The organism is Corynebacterium cystitidis (genome assembly GCF_900187295.1).
GTDB lineage: Bacteria > Actinomycetota > Actinomycetes > Mycobacteriales > Mycobacteriaceae > Corynebacterium > Corynebacterium cystitidis.
In genome coordinates, this window is record NZ_LT906473.1 from 957,436 (window position 1) to 973,325 (window position 15,890).

Consider the following 15,890-nt stretch of genomic DNA (forward strand, 5'->3'; position numbering starts at 1 on the left):
AATGTTGTTTTCCACAGATTTCGGACATTTCCTGATGGTCCCCAGCAAGACAACGCTTCGTAGTTGAGGATTAGTTCATGACCAATACTATGAACTTTCCACCATCGTCTGATACCACTGATCACCTCAACACCCCTGGGGATTTAATGGCCGCAGTGCCAGGAATCCTCGGTTTCTACCCGCACGAATCCATCATCATCGTCGGTATGCACGCCGGCACCACCGGTGGCAACCTCACTCTTGGGCCTGTTATGCGCGCCGACCTCAACCATTGGCAGGATCTCCCAAACGCTCTAAACACGCCAAGCGCAGCAGACTGTGAGGTCTTTTTTGCCTTCCTCGTGACTCGATCACCCGAGAGCCCAACTGTAGGCGATCTTATCGACGCCCTGTATCAGATTCACGACGAGCACGGAGACTGCCTGATCCACGCGTGCTGGGTTCTCTCGGAAATTGCTACTGGCAGCCACTATGATCTCTGCTTTGGGGAGGTCCCGCCCTATTGGGTAAGCGGCGCCGTACCCTGCATCGCCTTGTCACCGGCGATGCAGCCGCTCATCGAAAATGGGGGACTACCGGCGCTCACACGTGACGACACCGTGGATTATTTCGCTAAAATAGCGCTTGACCACGATACCCGCGACACCTTTGATGGGGCTTGCCAATTGGCTTACTGTCGCGGCCAGGATCTGCACGATCGTCTTGAGAGGCAGCTCCCCGGGCCGGCAGAAGCTGTACAAGACGCCGACCGAGCTCTGGCGCACGCAAACGAAACACCTCTTGTGAACCCGTATGATGACAAAGATTTAACCACTGTGTGGGCTGAATCTGAGGGGGATCCTGTCAGCAACGATGTTGTCGCAGTGATGACGTGTCTATCCCGCTCACGCCTGCGGGACAGTATTGTGGTCACCGCTCTCGCACAGCCGCAGCGAGCTGGCACGCTGCTTTTGTTTATCGCCCGGGTATCTTCCGGAGTAATCCGGGCCAATGCATTAAGCGTCTGGGCCATTGTTGCAATGTCGGCGGGTCTGTACTCGTGGGCCTCCGCAGCATTGAAAAACGCCCAGGTTGAACTTGAAGGCCATGGCCTGTCAGCAGCACTGCTGAAAGGGCTGGCTATAGGAGGCTACGACCGGTTACTGCTTGCGGTCAAAGCTGGCAGCGAAGAGCAACGAGATATGCTCAACCTTCCTCCCGCACCCACGACGGGAGGCTAGTTTCCAGCGACCCGTCGAAAAGAATGGGCTTTATCGCCAAGTTCAGAAGTAAAGGCCCACGCATCTTCAACGATGCGCGTGAGCTCGGTGCGGGTGGGGTTCCACCCTAACTCAGCCTTAATTTTCTCACTCGAAGCGATCAGAACTGCTGGATCGCCAGCGCGACGGGCAGCCACTTCAGCAGGAATGGGGTGCCCAGTGACTTCTCTGCACGTGTCGATCACTTCGCGTACAGAGTAACCGTCACCGGATCCCAAGTTGTAGATACGGTGTTCACTCGGAAGATTTGTTTCCAACGCGAGAAGGTGTGCGTCGGCTAGATCGCGGATGTGGATATAATCGCGCACCGGTGTGCCATCCTTTGTTGGCCAGTCATCACCGAACATATAAATCTTGTCGCGATGGCCGAGCGCCACTTGGAGAACCAGCGGAATGAGGTGAGTTTCCACCTCGCGGTTTTCACCGATCTCACCGTAGGCTCCAGCCACGTTAAAGTAGCGCAGGCTCGTAGCGGCCAATCCGTGCGCCTGGCAGTAAGAAGTAATCGCGTAATCGATGGCCAGTTTTGTCGCACCGTATGGATTTGTCGGGGCGGTAGGCATGTCCTCTGTGATGGGGACTACTGCGGGTTCGCCGTAAGTTGCTGCAGTGGAGGAAAAAACCAGGGAGGGAACATGGTGTGCGCGCATGGCGTCCAAAAGTGCCAAGGTGGTTACCAGATTGTCCTGCCAGTACTCCTCCGGTACCTCCATAGATTCGCCCACTAGTGAGCGCGCGGCGAAGTGGAGAACACCGTCAAAATCGCCCTCCGCTAAAACGGAATCCGCAGCGCTTCGGACATCTCCTTCTATCAAACGGGCACCGTCGACGACAGCCTCACGGTTACCCGTGGACAAGTTGTCGATAACGGTGACGTTGTGGCCTGCCTCAACTAACACAGCAGTGCATACACTGCCGACATATCCTGCTCCACCGGTGACCAGCAGTTTCATCTTTGACTCCATCGTGAGGGTGCGTTTGTCTTCTTTAACCCTTTTAACCCTAGCGGAGAAGGGGTGAGCGAGTTGGACCGGTGAAGATTTTAATCCAGTGGGCGGACCCGGAAGGCGTGAGCTAGGTCGTCGGCAAGCTCAACGGTGCTCCCGTCGGCGCTGGTTACTTCGATGATCCCATCCACCTCGGCGACGGTCACCTGAGAACCCACCTTGATTCCTGCAGCCGAAAGGGCGGAAAACTGGGTTGCGTCGAGCTGCAAAATCTCGTGAATCTGAATCACTTCGGCGCGAATCGATTCTTTGAGATCCAAGTCGACGGTGCGCTCTCCCATTTCGGAGCGGTTGTCCTTCTCGAGGCCGAGTTCAGTAAGACCGGGAATAGGATTGCCAAACGGGGACCGAGAGGGGTCCGAGACCACCTCGACGACGCGACGTTCTACGTCATCGCTCATCACGTGCTCCCAGCGGCACGCCTCATCGTGCACCTTGGCAATATCCATCCCCAAGACATCAACCATGAGCCGTTCCGCCAAACGATGCTTACGCATCACTCGAGTAGCACGAGCGCGGCCTTCCTCTGTCAGGCTCAAGCTGCGGTCTTCCTCAACGACGAGGAGACCGTCGCGTTCCATACGTGCCACTGTCTGAGAGACAGTGGGGCCTGACTGGTCAAGTCGCTCTGCAATGCGAGCGCGAAGGGGCACGATGCCCTCTTCTTCGAGTTCGTAGACCGTGCGTAGATACATTTCTGTGGTATCAACCAAGTCCCGCATGAAAAACCTCAAACTTTCAACAAGTGATATCTGCCGGAACCCAAGAAGAGCAGGTGACGCTTCCAACAGTCTATGTGAAAACTTGAAGCGGCGGCTTCTGATGGGCCCGGAAATGAGAATGACCACATGGTACCGCACTCTGGCACCACGTGGTCGAAAGGCCCAATTGATAAATCGTGGCTATCTGATTGGTTTATTGGGCGTACTCGCGAAGCTTGTTAGCCCGGTCGCCCACCCGAAGCTTGGCCATGACCTCACGTTCGATCTGGCGCACGCGTTCGCGTGACAGGCCGAAACGTCGCCCAATCTGATCTAAGGTGCGGGGGACACCGTCATCGAGACCATAGCGGAGTCGAATGACGTCTTGCTCGCGTTGTTCAAGGGAATTAATCACGCGCTGGATATCATCGTGACGCAAGGTAGCTACCACAGAAGTCTCAGCATCGGTCGCATCCTCGTCTTCAATAAAGTCACCCAGCGGTGCCTCTTCGTCCGTACCGACAGGCATATCGAGACTGACCGGATCACGGGACTGGCGCAAGAGATTCTCAATCTTATCCTCGTCAATACCCGATTCGTCGGAAAGCTCTTCGTTGGTCGGCTCACGGCCAAGCGACTGATACATCTCGCGCTTGATGCGGGACAATTTGTTCACCTGCTCCACCAGATGGACCGGGAGACGGATCGTGCGCGACTGATCAGCCATACCGCGTGTAATTGCCTGGCGGATCCACCACGTAGCGTAAGTGGAGAACTTGAAGCCCTTGGCATAGTCGAACTTTTCCATTGCGCGAATCAGACCCAGGTTTCCTTCCTGGATCAAATCGAGCAACGGCATGCCGCGACCGGTATAGCGCTTGGCTAAAGAAACGACGAGGCGAAGGTTGGCCTCGAGGAGGTGCGCGCGGGCCTTACGGCCCTGTTTCGCCAGAATCTTCAGATCGCGCTTCATCGCACGGGTGAGCTTCACATCAGGATCGTCGAGACGGTGCTGTGCGTAGAGCCCGACTTCAATTTGCTGGGCTAGATCGACCTCTTCCTCAGCATCAAGCAAGGCAGTTTTGCCAATGCCGTTGAGGTAAACGCGAACAAGGTCGGCGGATGGGTTGTCATTGGTTTGATTGCGGCGGCTCCCACGGTCAACCTTTTCCTCTTTCTCGTCCATCGACGACGGATGCGTCATTCACTGCCTCCTTGTAGAAATGCCAATCTATGTAGTCAACGCTTCGCTACTGCGAATAGTTCCCGACCAAGCAAACCGGCATTACCCGAGGTCAGGCCTCCACGATAACCGTGAAAGGACCATCATTGACGCTGGTGACCTTCATCATAGCCCCAAAGCGCCCCTCTTCAACCCATATTCCCCGATTACGCAGCTCGGATGCAATTTTATTGATAGCTATTTCAGCGTCCACGCCTGGGGCAGCATCTGCCCACGACGGGCGACGGCCCTTCGCCGTCTTGCCCATCAACGTAAATTGGCTGACCAAGAGTACCGGAGCACCAACATCGACCACAGACACTTCGCCATTCAAGATGCGCAGATCCGCGATCTTGCGTGCTACCGTCTCCCAAGCCGTGGGCGCGTCGTCACGCCCCACACCAACAAGCGCAAGTATTCCCCCGGTTTCAGGGCAATTGATGGCACCCACAATCTCGTCATCGACACTCACGCTTGCTTCAGTCACACGAGTAAGCACAGCTATCATCCCAACACCTCCGCAATCTCGGCAGGAAGAACGACACCATGCCGAACCAAATCAACAACAGCGCCAACAGCAGACTCGACCAATTCGGAATCATCGTCTATGCCGTGGGACGCCGCCCACAACCCCACGGTCTCCGCCAAATTCAAACCCTGAGGATGCAAACCAGCAAGAATAGAGGCCAATGCCTCATCAACCTCGTGGGAGAAGCGCGGCCCATCAGTGCGTGTCAGGCGGATCACAACTGGTGTAAACCCCATCCCCGTATCGGAATCGGAAACCTCCACCGTCTCTCTTGCTACCCCGGGACGCATCATAAACGTGGACCCAGAGATTTCATCAACCGACTTACCACGCAGCCACGCCGACCTGCGGAAATACTCTTCCACCTCGGGGCCTAATGGGTCCGTAAACGGTTGAAGCACTTCCTCCGCGGTGACCTCTGTGGGTGCATCTCCAATCTCCCGAAGGAAAATCCACCCAAAACCGATACCGATGACGTCATTACTACGTAAGTGGTCTAACCACCGGCACGTCCGATCAATCCCAGCGCGGGACCGTGGATCAATGGACTCATCCTTCAGCCAGGTACTGACATACATTCCCGGATCAGCAACATCGCGCTGAATCACCCAGGCCGCGACACCCCGTTTAGGAAGCCATGAGGCGATTCTAGACGCCCACGATTGCTGCCGCGTATGCACCCAAGAACCCAACATAAAGGCCGAGCCACTCGGCGTTAGATGCTCCGGCGCACGGGACACCATCAGCTCCGTCGCACCATCCAAAATTAGGCCTGAATCGCGATACACGTGACCAACTTCAGGAAGACCAACAACAAACGGAGGATTAGCAACGATTCGATCGAAACGTTCGCCCTCAACAGGGTCGAACCATGAGCCCTGTCGCAATTCCACATTCTCAATTTGAGCACCAGCAATGGTCGCTTCCGCAAGATCGAGTGCCCGCTGGTGGACATCTGTCGCAACAACACGCAGCGCCGTCTCCGCCTGTGCCAGCGCCTGAACCCCAGAACCAGTTCCCACATCCAGCACAGAATCCACAGGAGTCAAAGGAGTCGCCGACAAGAGCGACAACGACGCTGCACCCACCCCCAAGACATGATCGGGGCCAGGAATATGCTCAGTCATCGATGCATCGAGATCCGAAAACACAATCCGATTCGCTCCTGCAATGGAGTGGGGACGCACATCAACCGCGGTGCAGAGCGCACCCGCAGGAGTAGGAGCCACGAAGTGCTCGTCGATAAGCGACGCCGTCAGCCGGGCACCGAGCAGCTCTCCAAGCTCTGCTCCCGAACAGGGACGACGCAAGAGGAAAAACCGGATCAAGCTGGACAAAGCAGACTTGTCCTCTGTCGCATGCATCACCACGCCTGGTTCACCGCGATACAGCGCTTCAGTAACTTCGGGGCCCAAGTGGGCAGCGATGCCATCAGCGGTGAACCCCGCGTTCGTAAGCGCAGTGACCAGCGCACGCGCAACAGTGAGGCGGTCAGACACAAGGACTCCTTATCAATACAGGGCCACAGCTGAGCAAAATAGGGTAACAACGCTAGAACAGCTAAGACCACTCGTTGCTGTCTTCATGGTCGATCGTAGCGGGGAGGTTGCCAGGACTCGTACCCGCTTCATGTGCAGGGCCGAGTTGCGCGTGTCTTTCCGCCTCCATCTGAGCGTAACGGGCTGCCGCCGGCTTATACACATTCTTTTCTCGACTATCGCGCGGTTCCCCTCGGCCATTCGCGATCACCACAGAAATCCAGGGAAGGGGAACAGACACGATAAAAAATACTGTGGCGAGCCACCAGTTACCCAGAAAAGCGAACAGGATACTCACCAGGATGAAAGGCACGCGAGAAAGCTGCAGGATGAGATAGGAGCGTTCACGCGAATGGCGGTTTTGCTCCGGGGAGCGCTTCGCATCTGTGATGAGAAAACTATTGGGGGAGCGCAGACGGAATCGGCGCTTCCGAGACCGCGTGGCCGAGGGGGACTCGGGTTCCACATCGACCCAGTCCTGATTCGAAGAGTGCTCCATAGACCCTAAGAGTAGCTATCCGGCTTAGATTTTTAGTAAAAGTGGGGCATGATAGGAGACGTGAGTATGACGACGAAGACTATTGAGCGCCCCGATATCCGTGAAGACACCACCACCAATGACGGCACACCGAAATTCTTCCACTACGTAAAGAAGGACCAGATCGTCAACTCTGCCGTCAGCGGAAAAATGGTAGTGGCTCTTTGCGGAGAAACCTTCCCAGTAACCAAGCAGGCCAAGCCCGGGTCCCCGGTGTGCCCGGACTGCGAACGCATCTTCAAAGGCCTACGTAAGAAGTGATCCGCCTGTGACACAGTCACCCTCAGGGCCTTCGCTGCGCGTCTGGCAGCAGGAGGCCCTTGATAAATTCTTAAGCACCAAACCGAAAGACTTCCTTGCCGTTGCAACACCGGGCGCCGGTAAGACCACTTTCGCTCTTACTTTGGCGTCCACACTTGTAACCGACAAAACGGTCCAACGCGTCATCGTTGTTGTGCCTACCGAACACCTCAAATACCAATGGAGCGATGCGGCGAAGCGATTCGGTTTAGCTTTAGACCCGAACTTCACCAACTCGTCAGCGGTCAACCCTGCGTACGACGGAATTGTCGTCACTTACGCCCAAGTAGGGATGCACCCGTTTAAGCACCATGCAGTAACCGCCGCCCGAAAAACGCTTGTCATCATGGACGAGATCCACCACGCCGGCGACGCCAAAAGCTGGGGAGACGGAGTCTACGAGGCATACAACGATGCCGAACACCGTCTGTCGTTAACAGGAACACCATTCCGCTCCGATGATGCAGCCATTCCTTTCGTGCAGTACGAAGAAGACGGTGAAGGCCACCAGGTATCGCGGGCCGATTACACCTACGGTTACGCAGAAGCCCTGAAAGACGGAGTAGTTCGCCCCGTCGTCTTCCTCGCATATTCAGGTGAGGCACAATGGCGCGACTCAGCAGGCGAGGAGTATTCCGCCCGCCTCGGAGAACCACTCAACGCAGAACAGACCGCACGAGCCTGGAAAACAGCGCTGGACCCAAAGGGTGACTGGATCGCGTCAGTGCTCAAAGCCGCCCACACCCGGTTGATGAAGATTCGCACCAACATGCCCGATGCCGGCGGCCTCGTTCTCGCCACCGACACCACCACCGCGCGTGCGTACGCGAAGCTGCTCGAAGAAATCTCCTCAACCCCAGTATCTGTGATTTTGTCAGATGATCCTGGCTCCTCCGACCGCATCGACGAATTCTCGGCCAGCCAAGACGAATGGATGGTAGCCGTCCGAATGGTGTCTGAAGGCGTAGACGTTCCCCGTCTCGCGGTAGGCGTGTACGCCACCTCGTCTGCAACCCCCTTGTTCTTCGCACAAGCTATCGGACGATTCGTGCGGTCCCGAATGCCGGGCGAGTCCGCCTCAGTATTTCTTCCCTCTGTACCAGTACTTCTGAAGCTTGCCGAAGAGATGGAGGTGTCGCGCGACCATGTCCTCGGAAAACCTGACCGCGAAAAGCTGGGCTGGGACGATGATCTCCTAGCTGTCGCCAACCAACAACAGGACGAGCCAGACGAGCTGGGAACGTACGAATCGATCGGAGCTTCTGCCGAACTTGACTCACTGATCTTCGACGGCTCCACATTCGGCACACGGACCTTGGCAGGCTCCGCAGAGGAACGCGAGTATTTAGGTCTACCCGGGCTTCTCAACGCCGAGCAAGTCAAAACATTACTGCGCAAAAGGCAGGCGGACCAGCTTGATGCGCAGGAAGCACAAGAACGTGCCCGCAAAGCCGAGGAGCGCGCCCAACGCGAGCGAGAAGAGATCCTGGGGGTATCGCCCAAGAGGAACAAAAAGCCCGAATCCAGCGGCATCGCTTCCGACGAGATTCCCGCCCTGCGCAAAGAACTAAACACCTTGGTTTCCATTCGCGCCGGGAAGACTGGACGCCCCCATGGCGCAATCCACACTGAGGTGCGGAAAGCCTGTGGTGGACCACCTACGGCACTGTGCACCGCTGAACAACTGAGAGACCGTATCGCATATCTCCGAAACTGGTAAGTCTGGTAAGTAGGGACAGCGTCCGTAGAGTAGTTCACACATCTGCATAACGGTGCGGTTACAAGAAGATAAGTAGGGGTGGGACCATTGCGCCTGATTAAAGCCAAACGTAAGCTTGGTCCATATTATTTGTTCGCAAACCAGGAAGGACACCCCGAACAGTGACGGATCGATCGAACCCGCACAACCCTTTCGATGGAGAGTACTCAGCCGACAGCGACCGTGTTGGTAGCGACCAGGATGCGTACCCTTCTTTTGGGCAGACCTCAGATGCGACCGGTGATTACCCCGGCGGAGCATACCCCGGTGAATACGAAGAAAATAACAACCTGGCTTTGTGGGCGATGATCCTGGGCATCATCGATTTCGTACTAACACTGACGATAATCGGCGCGGTGTTCGGTATCGGCTTGATCCTCGGCATCATCGCTGTGGTGCTCGGTATCCTCGGCCTTCGTCGTGCAGGGAAAATGGTGGGCCCGAATCGGCGCAAGGGCATGGCGATCACGGGCATCGTGCTGGGAGTCCTATCTATTCTGGCCACATTCGCCATTTTCGCGATGAGCTTCTTCGGGCTGAAGTGGTTTGCTGACAGGGGAGTGTTCGAAGCCTGCCAGCCATATATCCACGACGATGTGGCATATCAGCAGTGCATCGAAGAAGAAACTGCCAACCTCCTTCGTTAACGATGGTTGAAAAGAAACTGCAACGCAGCGGGACACAATCTGCAAGACTTCTTTCTCCAGATGTAGCCCGTGGTTTAGCTTTGCTGGGCATCGCAATGGCGAACATCCCTACCGCATGGGTGAGCTTCGAACTTATCGACGATGGCACTAAGCTGGGTGGCGTCCAACCTGAGGCCGAGGGAATACAGCTCGCACTCGACAAAATGACGATGGTATTTGGGGCGATGTTCGTTCACGTGCGCGGTCTCCCCATGTTCTCAACACTCTTGGGCTTTGGAATAGGACTCATCTCCATGAGCTTGGCTCGCCGAGGTTTCCCACGAAGCGAAGCTTGGAAGGTTCTCATTCGGCGGTATGGTTTCCTTGCCCTGTTCGGAGTGGTCCATGCTGTCTTTCTCTTCTACGGCGACATCATGATGATGTACGGGCTGATGGGCATCGTGCTTACCTTAATGATTGGTTTTTCCAACAAAGGGCTCGCATGGGTCGCCGGCATCCTCTATTGGTTGGGCACTCTCGGTATGGCATCAACGTTCATCGGCACGTTCTTCGTAGAAGACCTAGATACAAAGTTCACAACGGTAGAGCCCAATCCTGACACGTACCTGGGTTGGCTCGGTCTTGGTGTGATATCAGCAGCCATGCATATCCCGCTGACGATTGGCGCGGGTTTCAGTCTGTTCCCAGTGATCATCATTGGATTTATCTTCGCGCGATCGGGAGTGCTTCACGAGCCAGACAAGCACCAGAAAACCTTGTGGGCTTGGACTATCACGGCAGGTGTGATCATCCTTTTCATCGGGTTACCATGGGGCTTGGCGGAAATCGGTGTTCTCAACCCCCAGTGGGCCGGGAGATTGAGCCTTCTGAATCAGACCTTCGGTTATCTCACCGGACCCGGCATTGTGTCTTTCACAGCCCTGGTCTTAAGGGGTGCGCAACGACGATACGAGCAGACCGGAACTGTCCCCGCACTCCTGCGAGCACCAGTGGCCCTTGGTAAACGATCAATGAGTGGTTACCTCGTGCAATCAATCATCCTGTTCATTCTTATGCCACAGTTCACCTTGGGCCTCTTCGTCGATGCAGGCGCGTTCTGGCTGGCAATTGTAGGTCTAGGAACGTGGGTGATCACTCTAGTGCTGGCATCGGTATTGGAGGCTGCTGGTTTGCCAGGTCCATTCGAGTGGTTGCACCGCCGCTTGTCCTACGGCAGAGATGGTCTTCACCAACGGTGGATTCCACCACAACAGATGCAAGTACTGCCACTTGGGCACACCCACTCAAGTGCGTGGCCGACCCATCCTGTCCGCCACCCCTACAACCCCCAACACCCGCAGAGTCCCCAGGAGAAGAGCTAACCGCCAACCCTTCTTCAATTCATTGTCGTGGCGAGGCCTGCGACACTTTGCGTCAGGGATTAAAGAAACCCGCCGTACCTCCTGATCAAGTAGTGGGGGCACGGCGGGTTTTTCGTCGTTAAGTGAACCTAGTCCAAGTAGTCGCGCAAAACCTGCGAACGTGACGGGTGGCGCAGTTTCGACATCGTCTTCGACTCGATCTGGCGGATACGTTCACGAGTCACGCCGTACACCTGGCCGATCTCGTCGAGAGTGCGTGGCATGCCGTCAGTCAAGCCGAAACGTAGGCGGACAACTCCGGCTTCACGTTCGGACAGAGTGTGAAGCACATCCTGAAGCTGATCCTGCAGCAAAGTAAACGATACCGCGTCAACAGCAACGACAGCCTCGGAGTCTTCGATGAAGTCGCCCAGCTGGGAATCGCCCTCATCACCGATTGTCTGGTCTAGGGAAATCGGCTCACGCGCATACTGCTGGATCTCGAGGACCTTCTCCTCAGAGATGTCCATTTCCTTTGCTAGTTCCTGCGGGGTGGGCTCACGGCCCAGATCCTGCAGCAACTCGCGTTGGATACGGCCCAGCTTGTTGATGACCTCAACCATGTGCACTGGGATACGGATAGTGCGGGCCTGGTCAGCCATGGCACGGGTAATCGCCTGGCGGATCCACCACGTTGCATAGGTAGAGAACTTGTAGCCCTTGGAGTAGTCGAACTTCTCCACCGCGCGAATAAGACCCAAGTTGCCTTCTTGGATTAAATCCAAAAAGGCCATACCGCGACCTGTGTAACGCTTCGCCAGTGATACCACGAGGCGCAAGTTCGCTTCGAGCAAGTGATTCTTTGCCTTGCGACCATCTCGAGCCACTGCACGCAAGTCTCGCTTTACGGCAGGAGTCAGTTTGGCATCCTTATCACCTTCTTCGGCTGCGCGCGCCATCTCATCGAGGCGATGCTGGGCATACAGGCCGGCCTCAATGCGCTTCGCCAGCGACACCTCCTGCTCAGCATCGAGAAGCGCAACCTTACCGATCTGCTTGAGGTAGGCGCGGACAGAGTCAGCAGAGGCAGTTAACTGGGCGTCTTTACGCGCTTGGCGCAAAGCAGCAGATTCCTCGACGTCCCATACAGAGGAACTATCGACTTCCTCTTCTTCCTCGTCAGCGCCGTCTTCTGCGTACTCATCGTCATCGTCGGCTAGCACAGGATCGAAGTCCGCTTCATCCTCGTCTCCAGGAGCTGCGTCTTCAAGAATTTCGTTCTCATCCGCAGTGTTCTCAGCCGACTCATGCTTCGCGGTCGCTTTCTTAGCAGTCGTCTTTTTCGTGGTTTTCTTAGTCGACTTCTTCTTGGCTGCCTTCTTTGCGGTTTTTTTAGCCGACTTCTTCGCCGTTTTCTTCACGGTCTTTTTTGCCGTTTTCTTCACGGTCTCTTTCGCTGCGGTTGGCGCTGCCTGGGTTTGGGTACCGTCGCCAGAGACACCGCCGACGGTAGTATCTCCGTCCTGTGCGGTTGCCTTGGTGGAAGATTCGCTAGCTGCCACGTACACCCTTTCGCCTTGTGATCGTGCCGTCTTTCGCGCTAGGGCGACGCAATTGCATCTCACCCCCGCGAGGGAAACTCAAAGTGGATTCCCATCCTAATTAGTGGAACACCCAAATGTTGAGAAGTGTACCAACTCTTGCGGATTGTACTTGTTTAACTGTACAGTATATGGATTATTTTCGAGGTATCGCACCAAGCAACCCCAAAAGGAGATCTTGTGCCGGTGCGCAGTAGTACCTGGCCAGTCTACGGACAGATGTTACCGTCCATTGCCATAGCCGCGCCCACAATACCAGCAGTGTTGAGCAGTTGCGCGGGCTTGACCGGCGTTTCTACAGTCAATCGCGGAATCCACTTGGCATGATCACGCGAGATACCGCCGCCGACAACAAATAGTGATGGGTTGAATAACTTCTCGTATTCGTGAAGCACGGTGTCGATTCGCTGAGACCACTTCTTAAAGCTCAGCCCTTCATCATCTTTCACCGCGGAAGATGCTTGATGTTCTGCCTCTTTCTTGCCTACCTGCATGTGCCCAATTTCCGTGTTAGGAAAAAGTTGACCATCAATAAAGAATGCGGAACCGATTCCGGTGCCAATGGTGAGGAAAATAACAGCCCCGTCGCGGGCTTCGGGTAGACCGTGCTGGATTTCCGCAAGGCCCGCCGCGTCAGCGTCGTTAAGGACTGTCACTTCGCGGCCGTCAAGGCGGCCGGAAAATAGCTCACGTGCATTAGTGCCGATCCATGACTTATCAATGTTAGCTGCTGAGAGTGCCGTTTGTTGACGAATAACCGACGGCATACAGATTCCAACGGGACCGTCCCAGTCTTTTTGCTTAACAATCTCCGCGACGCAATTAGCAATCGCCTCCGGTGTCGCGGGTTTTGGCGTTTTAATCTTCAGGCGGTCACCGACAAATTCACCTGCGTACAAATCGACGACAGCTCCCTTGATGCCCGAACCACCAATATCAACGCCAAAGCCATGCTTGTTTTTGCTCATGGGGCCATAGTACAAAACGAAGCACTAAAAGGTCAGGCACAATGGAACCTATGTCCAACACCTCTGTTCCTACACCTGCCCCGTCCGAACTCCGCGACCTTGCCATCTCTATCGCCCGCGAAGCAGGAGACCTAGTCCGATCACGCAGAGCTGAGCTTGCTGGCGATCGCTCCGCCGCGGGTTTGCGCGCAGCAACGACGTTGAAGTCTTCAGCGGTGGATCCCGTCACCATTGTTGACCAGGCTAGCGAAACGTATATCGTCGACCGGATTTCACGCGCCCGTCCAGACGACGGATTCATCGGTGAAGAGGGTTCCAGCAAAGAATCTGCGACTGGTGTGGAATGGATTGTTGACCCGATCGATGGGACAGTGAATTTTCTTTATGACATTCCAGTGTATGCAGTGTCCATCGGCGTTGCTCTGCAAGGCGAGCTAATAGCCGGCGCAGTCTTGAATGTGGCAACTCAGGAGTTGTACTACGCAGCTAGCGGCGAGGGTGCTTTTCGGACTAGCGAGGGCACCACCGCGGAGCTGCGTGTCAACGATGTCGTCGATACGCGTCAAGCCATGGTCGCTACAGGATTCGGGTATACGTCTGGCCGGCGAGCTGCGCAGGCTGAAGTTTTAACTAAGGTATTGCCTCACGTGCGCGACATTCGGAGGATGGGTGCCGCAGCGCTTGATTTTTGCCATCTTGCTAGCGGTCGCATCGATGCGTACTACGAACACGGCCTCCATCCGTGGGATTTTGCCGCCGGGGCTGTCATCGCGCGAGAGGCGGGGGCGCACGTTGAAGTACCTGCGCTGCGCAGTTCTGGCGACGATGGAGAGGTGGTAATTGCCACTGCACCTGGGATAACAGATTCGTTCTACCAGCTGCTTGAATCAGGTGGGGGCAGAAAGAATCTACCCAAGTGAGTGGCGGAGGTGACAGATCGCTCACCATGATCTAGTATCCGTTCGAAAGTTACATACATAGATTGCCATTGCTTCAATGCAATCTAACGAACTGAAGATCATGAAAGGCGCAAAACATGGCGACTGATTATGACGCACCGCGTCGCCGTCTCGATGATGAGCTGGAGACCGATTCTCTTGAAGGGCTCAAAGCTGCGGAGGTGGCTGGCAGCAGCATGGATGATGAGGGCGAAATCGTCGATTCCTTCGAAATACCTCAGGCGGACCTCTCCGGAGAGGAACTGAACGTAACTGTTGTGCCACGCAAGGACGACGAGTTCACCTGCTCGTCGTGCTTCTTGGTGCAGAAGAATAATCGCCTCGCTTACGAAGAAGCTGACGGCTCTAAGATCTGCCTCGACTGCGAGTAGAACTGCCAGTAGCACCACTGCGAGTAGGCCGCAGCGGCGCGCAACAAAAAGCCACCCGGGAAGAAACTCTGGGTGGTTTATGCTTTTGCCACACCACCACGGGACTGTTGCTGAGCAACCGTCTGCGGCGCGAAGGCTTCAAGCAGCGCCTGTGGATTTTTACTGGAGATCAGCCAGTAGGGGGTGGGGTCTTCAGGGTCGTCCAACACAATGAGTGTGAGACCTTTGACCCAGCCGTGCGACACAACAAATGCCGCCGGGTCGAGCTGGCGGCCCAGCGCGTTCCGCTTCGCGGACTCTGGGACGACCATCGAGCGATCCACAACGGTAGAGGGCAAGTTAGCTTGGTTCACCAGAAGCCACCTGGTTCCATCTGGGTCCGCTTCCACCGTGATAGTGGTACGTGACATCCACACCAGCACCCATGCGCCAACAATGAAGGTGCCAAAAAGCCACACCCAGGTCCACATTGGTGCGCGGTTTAAGCCAAATTGAAAACCAACCAGGGCGGAAAACGCTGCGAGCAGGATCCACCAATACCAGGGGACCCACTGTCGCTCCCTGTAGAGAGTGCGTGGTGAGCCTTGAGAACTTGTTGATTCAGTCACGCCTTATACTCTAATGAGCCTTGGACTAAAGTCCCATTCCCGCACTCGCTTGCCGCCTCCCGTAGGGTAGTGAACGTGAGTATCAATGATTCAGGTGTCGGACCGATTCCGCTGAAACGACTGGATAAAGATCTACCACTACCACGGCGCGCTCATCGTGGCGATGCCGGCGTCGATTTGTATGCGGCTGAAGACGTGACGCTGGCCCCGCTGCAGCGCAGCCTAGTGGGTACCGGTGTTGCGTTAGCGTTACCGCTCGGCACGGTGGGCTTGGTTCATCCACGTTCAGGCTTAGCTGCGAAGCAGGGGATGTCTATTGTGAACGCCCCTGGCACCATTGACGCTGATTACCGCGGAGAGATCAAGGTAAACCTGATTAACCTCGACCCAGAGGTGCCGATCGAAATTTCGCGCGGGATGCGGATCGCCCAGCTCGTTATTCAAAAGGTTGAGCTGTGCGACTTCACAGAAGTCGAGGAGCTCGACTCAACAGATCGTGGCGAGGGCGGGCACGGCTCGACCGGGACGCGCTAGCACGCTTAT

Annotated in this window: 17 protein-coding genes; 8 read left to right on the forward strand and 9 right to left on the reverse strand. The window is 55.8% G+C overall.

The window, feature by feature from the left end; genetic code table 11:
* Nucleotides 1-77: 77 nt before the first annotated feature.
* Nucleotides 78-1,220: a DUF4192 domain-containing protein gene (locus tag CKV99_RS04510; RefSeq protein WP_092255010.1), complete on the forward strand. Its 1,143-nt coding sequence runs from the start codon at nt 78-80 to the stop codon at nt 1,218-1,220.
* On the opposite strand, the gene galE is transcribed toward CKV99_RS04510, so the two are convergent.
* The 6 genes from galE to CKV99_RS04540 form a co-directional block, all read right to left on the reverse strand.
* Nucleotides 1,217-2,212, reverse strand: coding sequence for a UDP-glucose 4-epimerase GalE (gene galE / locus CKV99_RS04515; protein WP_092255013.1), 996 nt, complete (start codon nt 2,210-2,212; stop codon nt 1,217-1,219). The two genes, CKV99_RS04510 and galE, sit on opposite strands and share 4 nt — an antisense overlap.
* Before the next feature lie 89 nt (nt 2,213-2,301).
* The gene (locus tag CKV99_RS04520; RefSeq protein ID WP_092255016.1) at nt 2,302-2,988 is read right to left on the reverse strand and encodes a metal-dependent transcriptional regulator; all 687 of its coding nucleotides are present in this window, start codon (nt 2,986-2,988) and stop codon (nt 2,302-2,304) included.
* Nucleotides 2,989-3,181: 193 nt separating this feature from the next.
* Nucleotides 3,182-4,171 (reverse strand): sigma-70 family RNA polymerase sigma factor, encoded by a 990-nt coding sequence (locus tag CKV99_RS04525; protein WP_092255020.1) that lies wholly within the window; start codon nt 4,169-4,171, stop codon nt 3,182-3,184.
* Between the two features lie 91 nt (nt 4,172-4,262).
* A complete protein-coding gene (dtd, locus tag CKV99_RS04530) occupies nt 4,263-4,697 on the reverse strand; it encodes a D-aminoacyl-tRNA deacylase (protein ID WP_092255023.1) in 435 nt (144 codons plus the stop codon).
* Complete coding sequence (locus CKV99_RS04535; protein ID WP_092255025.1) at nt 4,694-6,217, reverse strand: DUF7782 domain-containing protein; 1,524 nt, start codon at nt 6,215-6,217, stop codon at nt 4,694-4,696. The genes dtd and CKV99_RS04535 overlap by 4 nt, the downstream gene beginning before the upstream one ends.
* Before the next feature lie 61 nt (nt 6,218-6,278).
* Nucleotides 6,279-6,755 carry a DUF3099 domain-containing protein gene (locus CKV99_RS04540; protein ID WP_092255027.1) on the reverse strand — a complete coding sequence of 159 codons (477 nt, stop codon included), beginning with the start codon at nt 6,753-6,755 and terminating at the stop codon, nt 6,279-6,281.
* A gap of 60 nt (nt 6,756-6,815) precedes the next feature.
* Between CKV99_RS04540 and CKV99_RS04545 the strand changes: the two genes are divergently transcribed.
* The 4 genes from CKV99_RS04545 to CKV99_RS04560 all read left to right on the forward strand — a co-directional run bounded on the left by CKV99_RS04545 (nt 6,816) and on the right by CKV99_RS04560 (nt 10,861).
* Entirely contained in the window at nt 6,816-7,055 is a 240-nt protein-coding gene (locus CKV99_RS04545; protein ID WP_092255680.1) for a DUF3039 domain-containing protein, read from the forward strand.
* A gap of 7 nt (nt 7,056-7,062) precedes the next feature.
* The gene (locus tag CKV99_RS04550; protein WP_092255030.1) at nt 7,063-8,814 is read left to right on the forward strand and encodes a DEAD/DEAH box helicase; all 1,752 of its coding nucleotides are present in this window, start codon (nt 7,063-7,065) and stop codon (nt 8,812-8,814) included.
* A 161-nt stretch (nt 8,815-8,975) separates the two neighbouring features.
* Nucleotides 8,976-9,500: a DUF4190 domain-containing protein gene (locus CKV99_RS04555; RefSeq protein ID WP_092255033.1), complete on the forward strand. Its 525-nt coding sequence runs from the start codon at nt 8,976-8,978 to the stop codon at nt 9,498-9,500.
* 2 nt (nt 9,501-9,502) lie between these two features.
* Nucleotides 9,503-10,861, forward strand: coding sequence for a DUF418 domain-containing protein (locus tag CKV99_RS04560; RefSeq protein ID WP_092255036.1), 1,359 nt, complete (start codon nt 9,503-9,505; stop codon nt 10,859-10,861).
* 128 nt (nt 10,862-10,989) lie between these two features.
* On the opposite strand, the gene CKV99_RS04565 is transcribed toward CKV99_RS04560, so the two are convergent.
* Nucleotides 10,990-12,402, reverse strand: a complete 1,413-nt coding sequence (locus CKV99_RS04565) for an RNA polymerase sigma factor (RefSeq protein WP_092255684.1) — start codon at nt 12,400-12,402, stop codon at nt 10,990-10,992.
* Nucleotides 12,403-12,650: 248 nt separating this feature from the next.
* Nucleotides 12,651-13,409: a polyphosphate--glucose phosphotransferase gene (gene ppgK, locus CKV99_RS04570; protein ID WP_092255038.1), complete on the reverse strand. Its 759-nt coding sequence runs from the start codon at nt 13,407-13,409 to the stop codon at nt 12,651-12,653.
* Between the two features lie 50 nt (nt 13,410-13,459).
* Between ppgK and CKV99_RS04575 the strand changes: the two genes are divergently transcribed.
* Complete coding sequence (locus CKV99_RS04575) at nt 13,460-14,329, forward strand: inositol monophosphatase family protein (protein ID WP_092255041.1); 870 nt, start codon at nt 13,460-13,462, stop codon at nt 14,327-14,329.
* Nucleotides 14,330-14,445: 116 nt separating this feature from the next.
* Nucleotides 14,446-14,739 (forward strand): DUF4193 domain-containing protein, encoded by a 294-nt coding sequence (locus tag CKV99_RS04580; RefSeq protein ID WP_092255044.1) that lies wholly within the window; start codon nt 14,446-14,448, stop codon nt 14,737-14,739.
* A gap of 77 nt (nt 14,740-14,816) precedes the next feature.
* Here the strand turns inward: CKV99_RS04580 and CKV99_RS04585 are convergent, their stop codons facing one another.
* On the reverse strand, nt 14,817-15,347 hold the full coding sequence (locus CKV99_RS04585) for a DUF3093 domain-containing protein (protein ID WP_092255047.1): 531 nt from the start codon (nt 15,345-15,347) through the stop codon (nt 14,817-14,819).
* A gap of 81 nt (nt 15,348-15,428) precedes the next feature.
* Between CKV99_RS04585 and dut the strand changes: the two genes are divergently transcribed.
* Nucleotides 15,429-15,881, forward strand: a complete 453-nt coding sequence (gene dut, locus CKV99_RS04590) for a dUTP diphosphatase (RefSeq protein ID WP_373370131.1) — start codon at nt 15,429-15,431, stop codon at nt 15,879-15,881.
* Nucleotides 15,882-15,890: the final 9 nt, after the last annotated feature.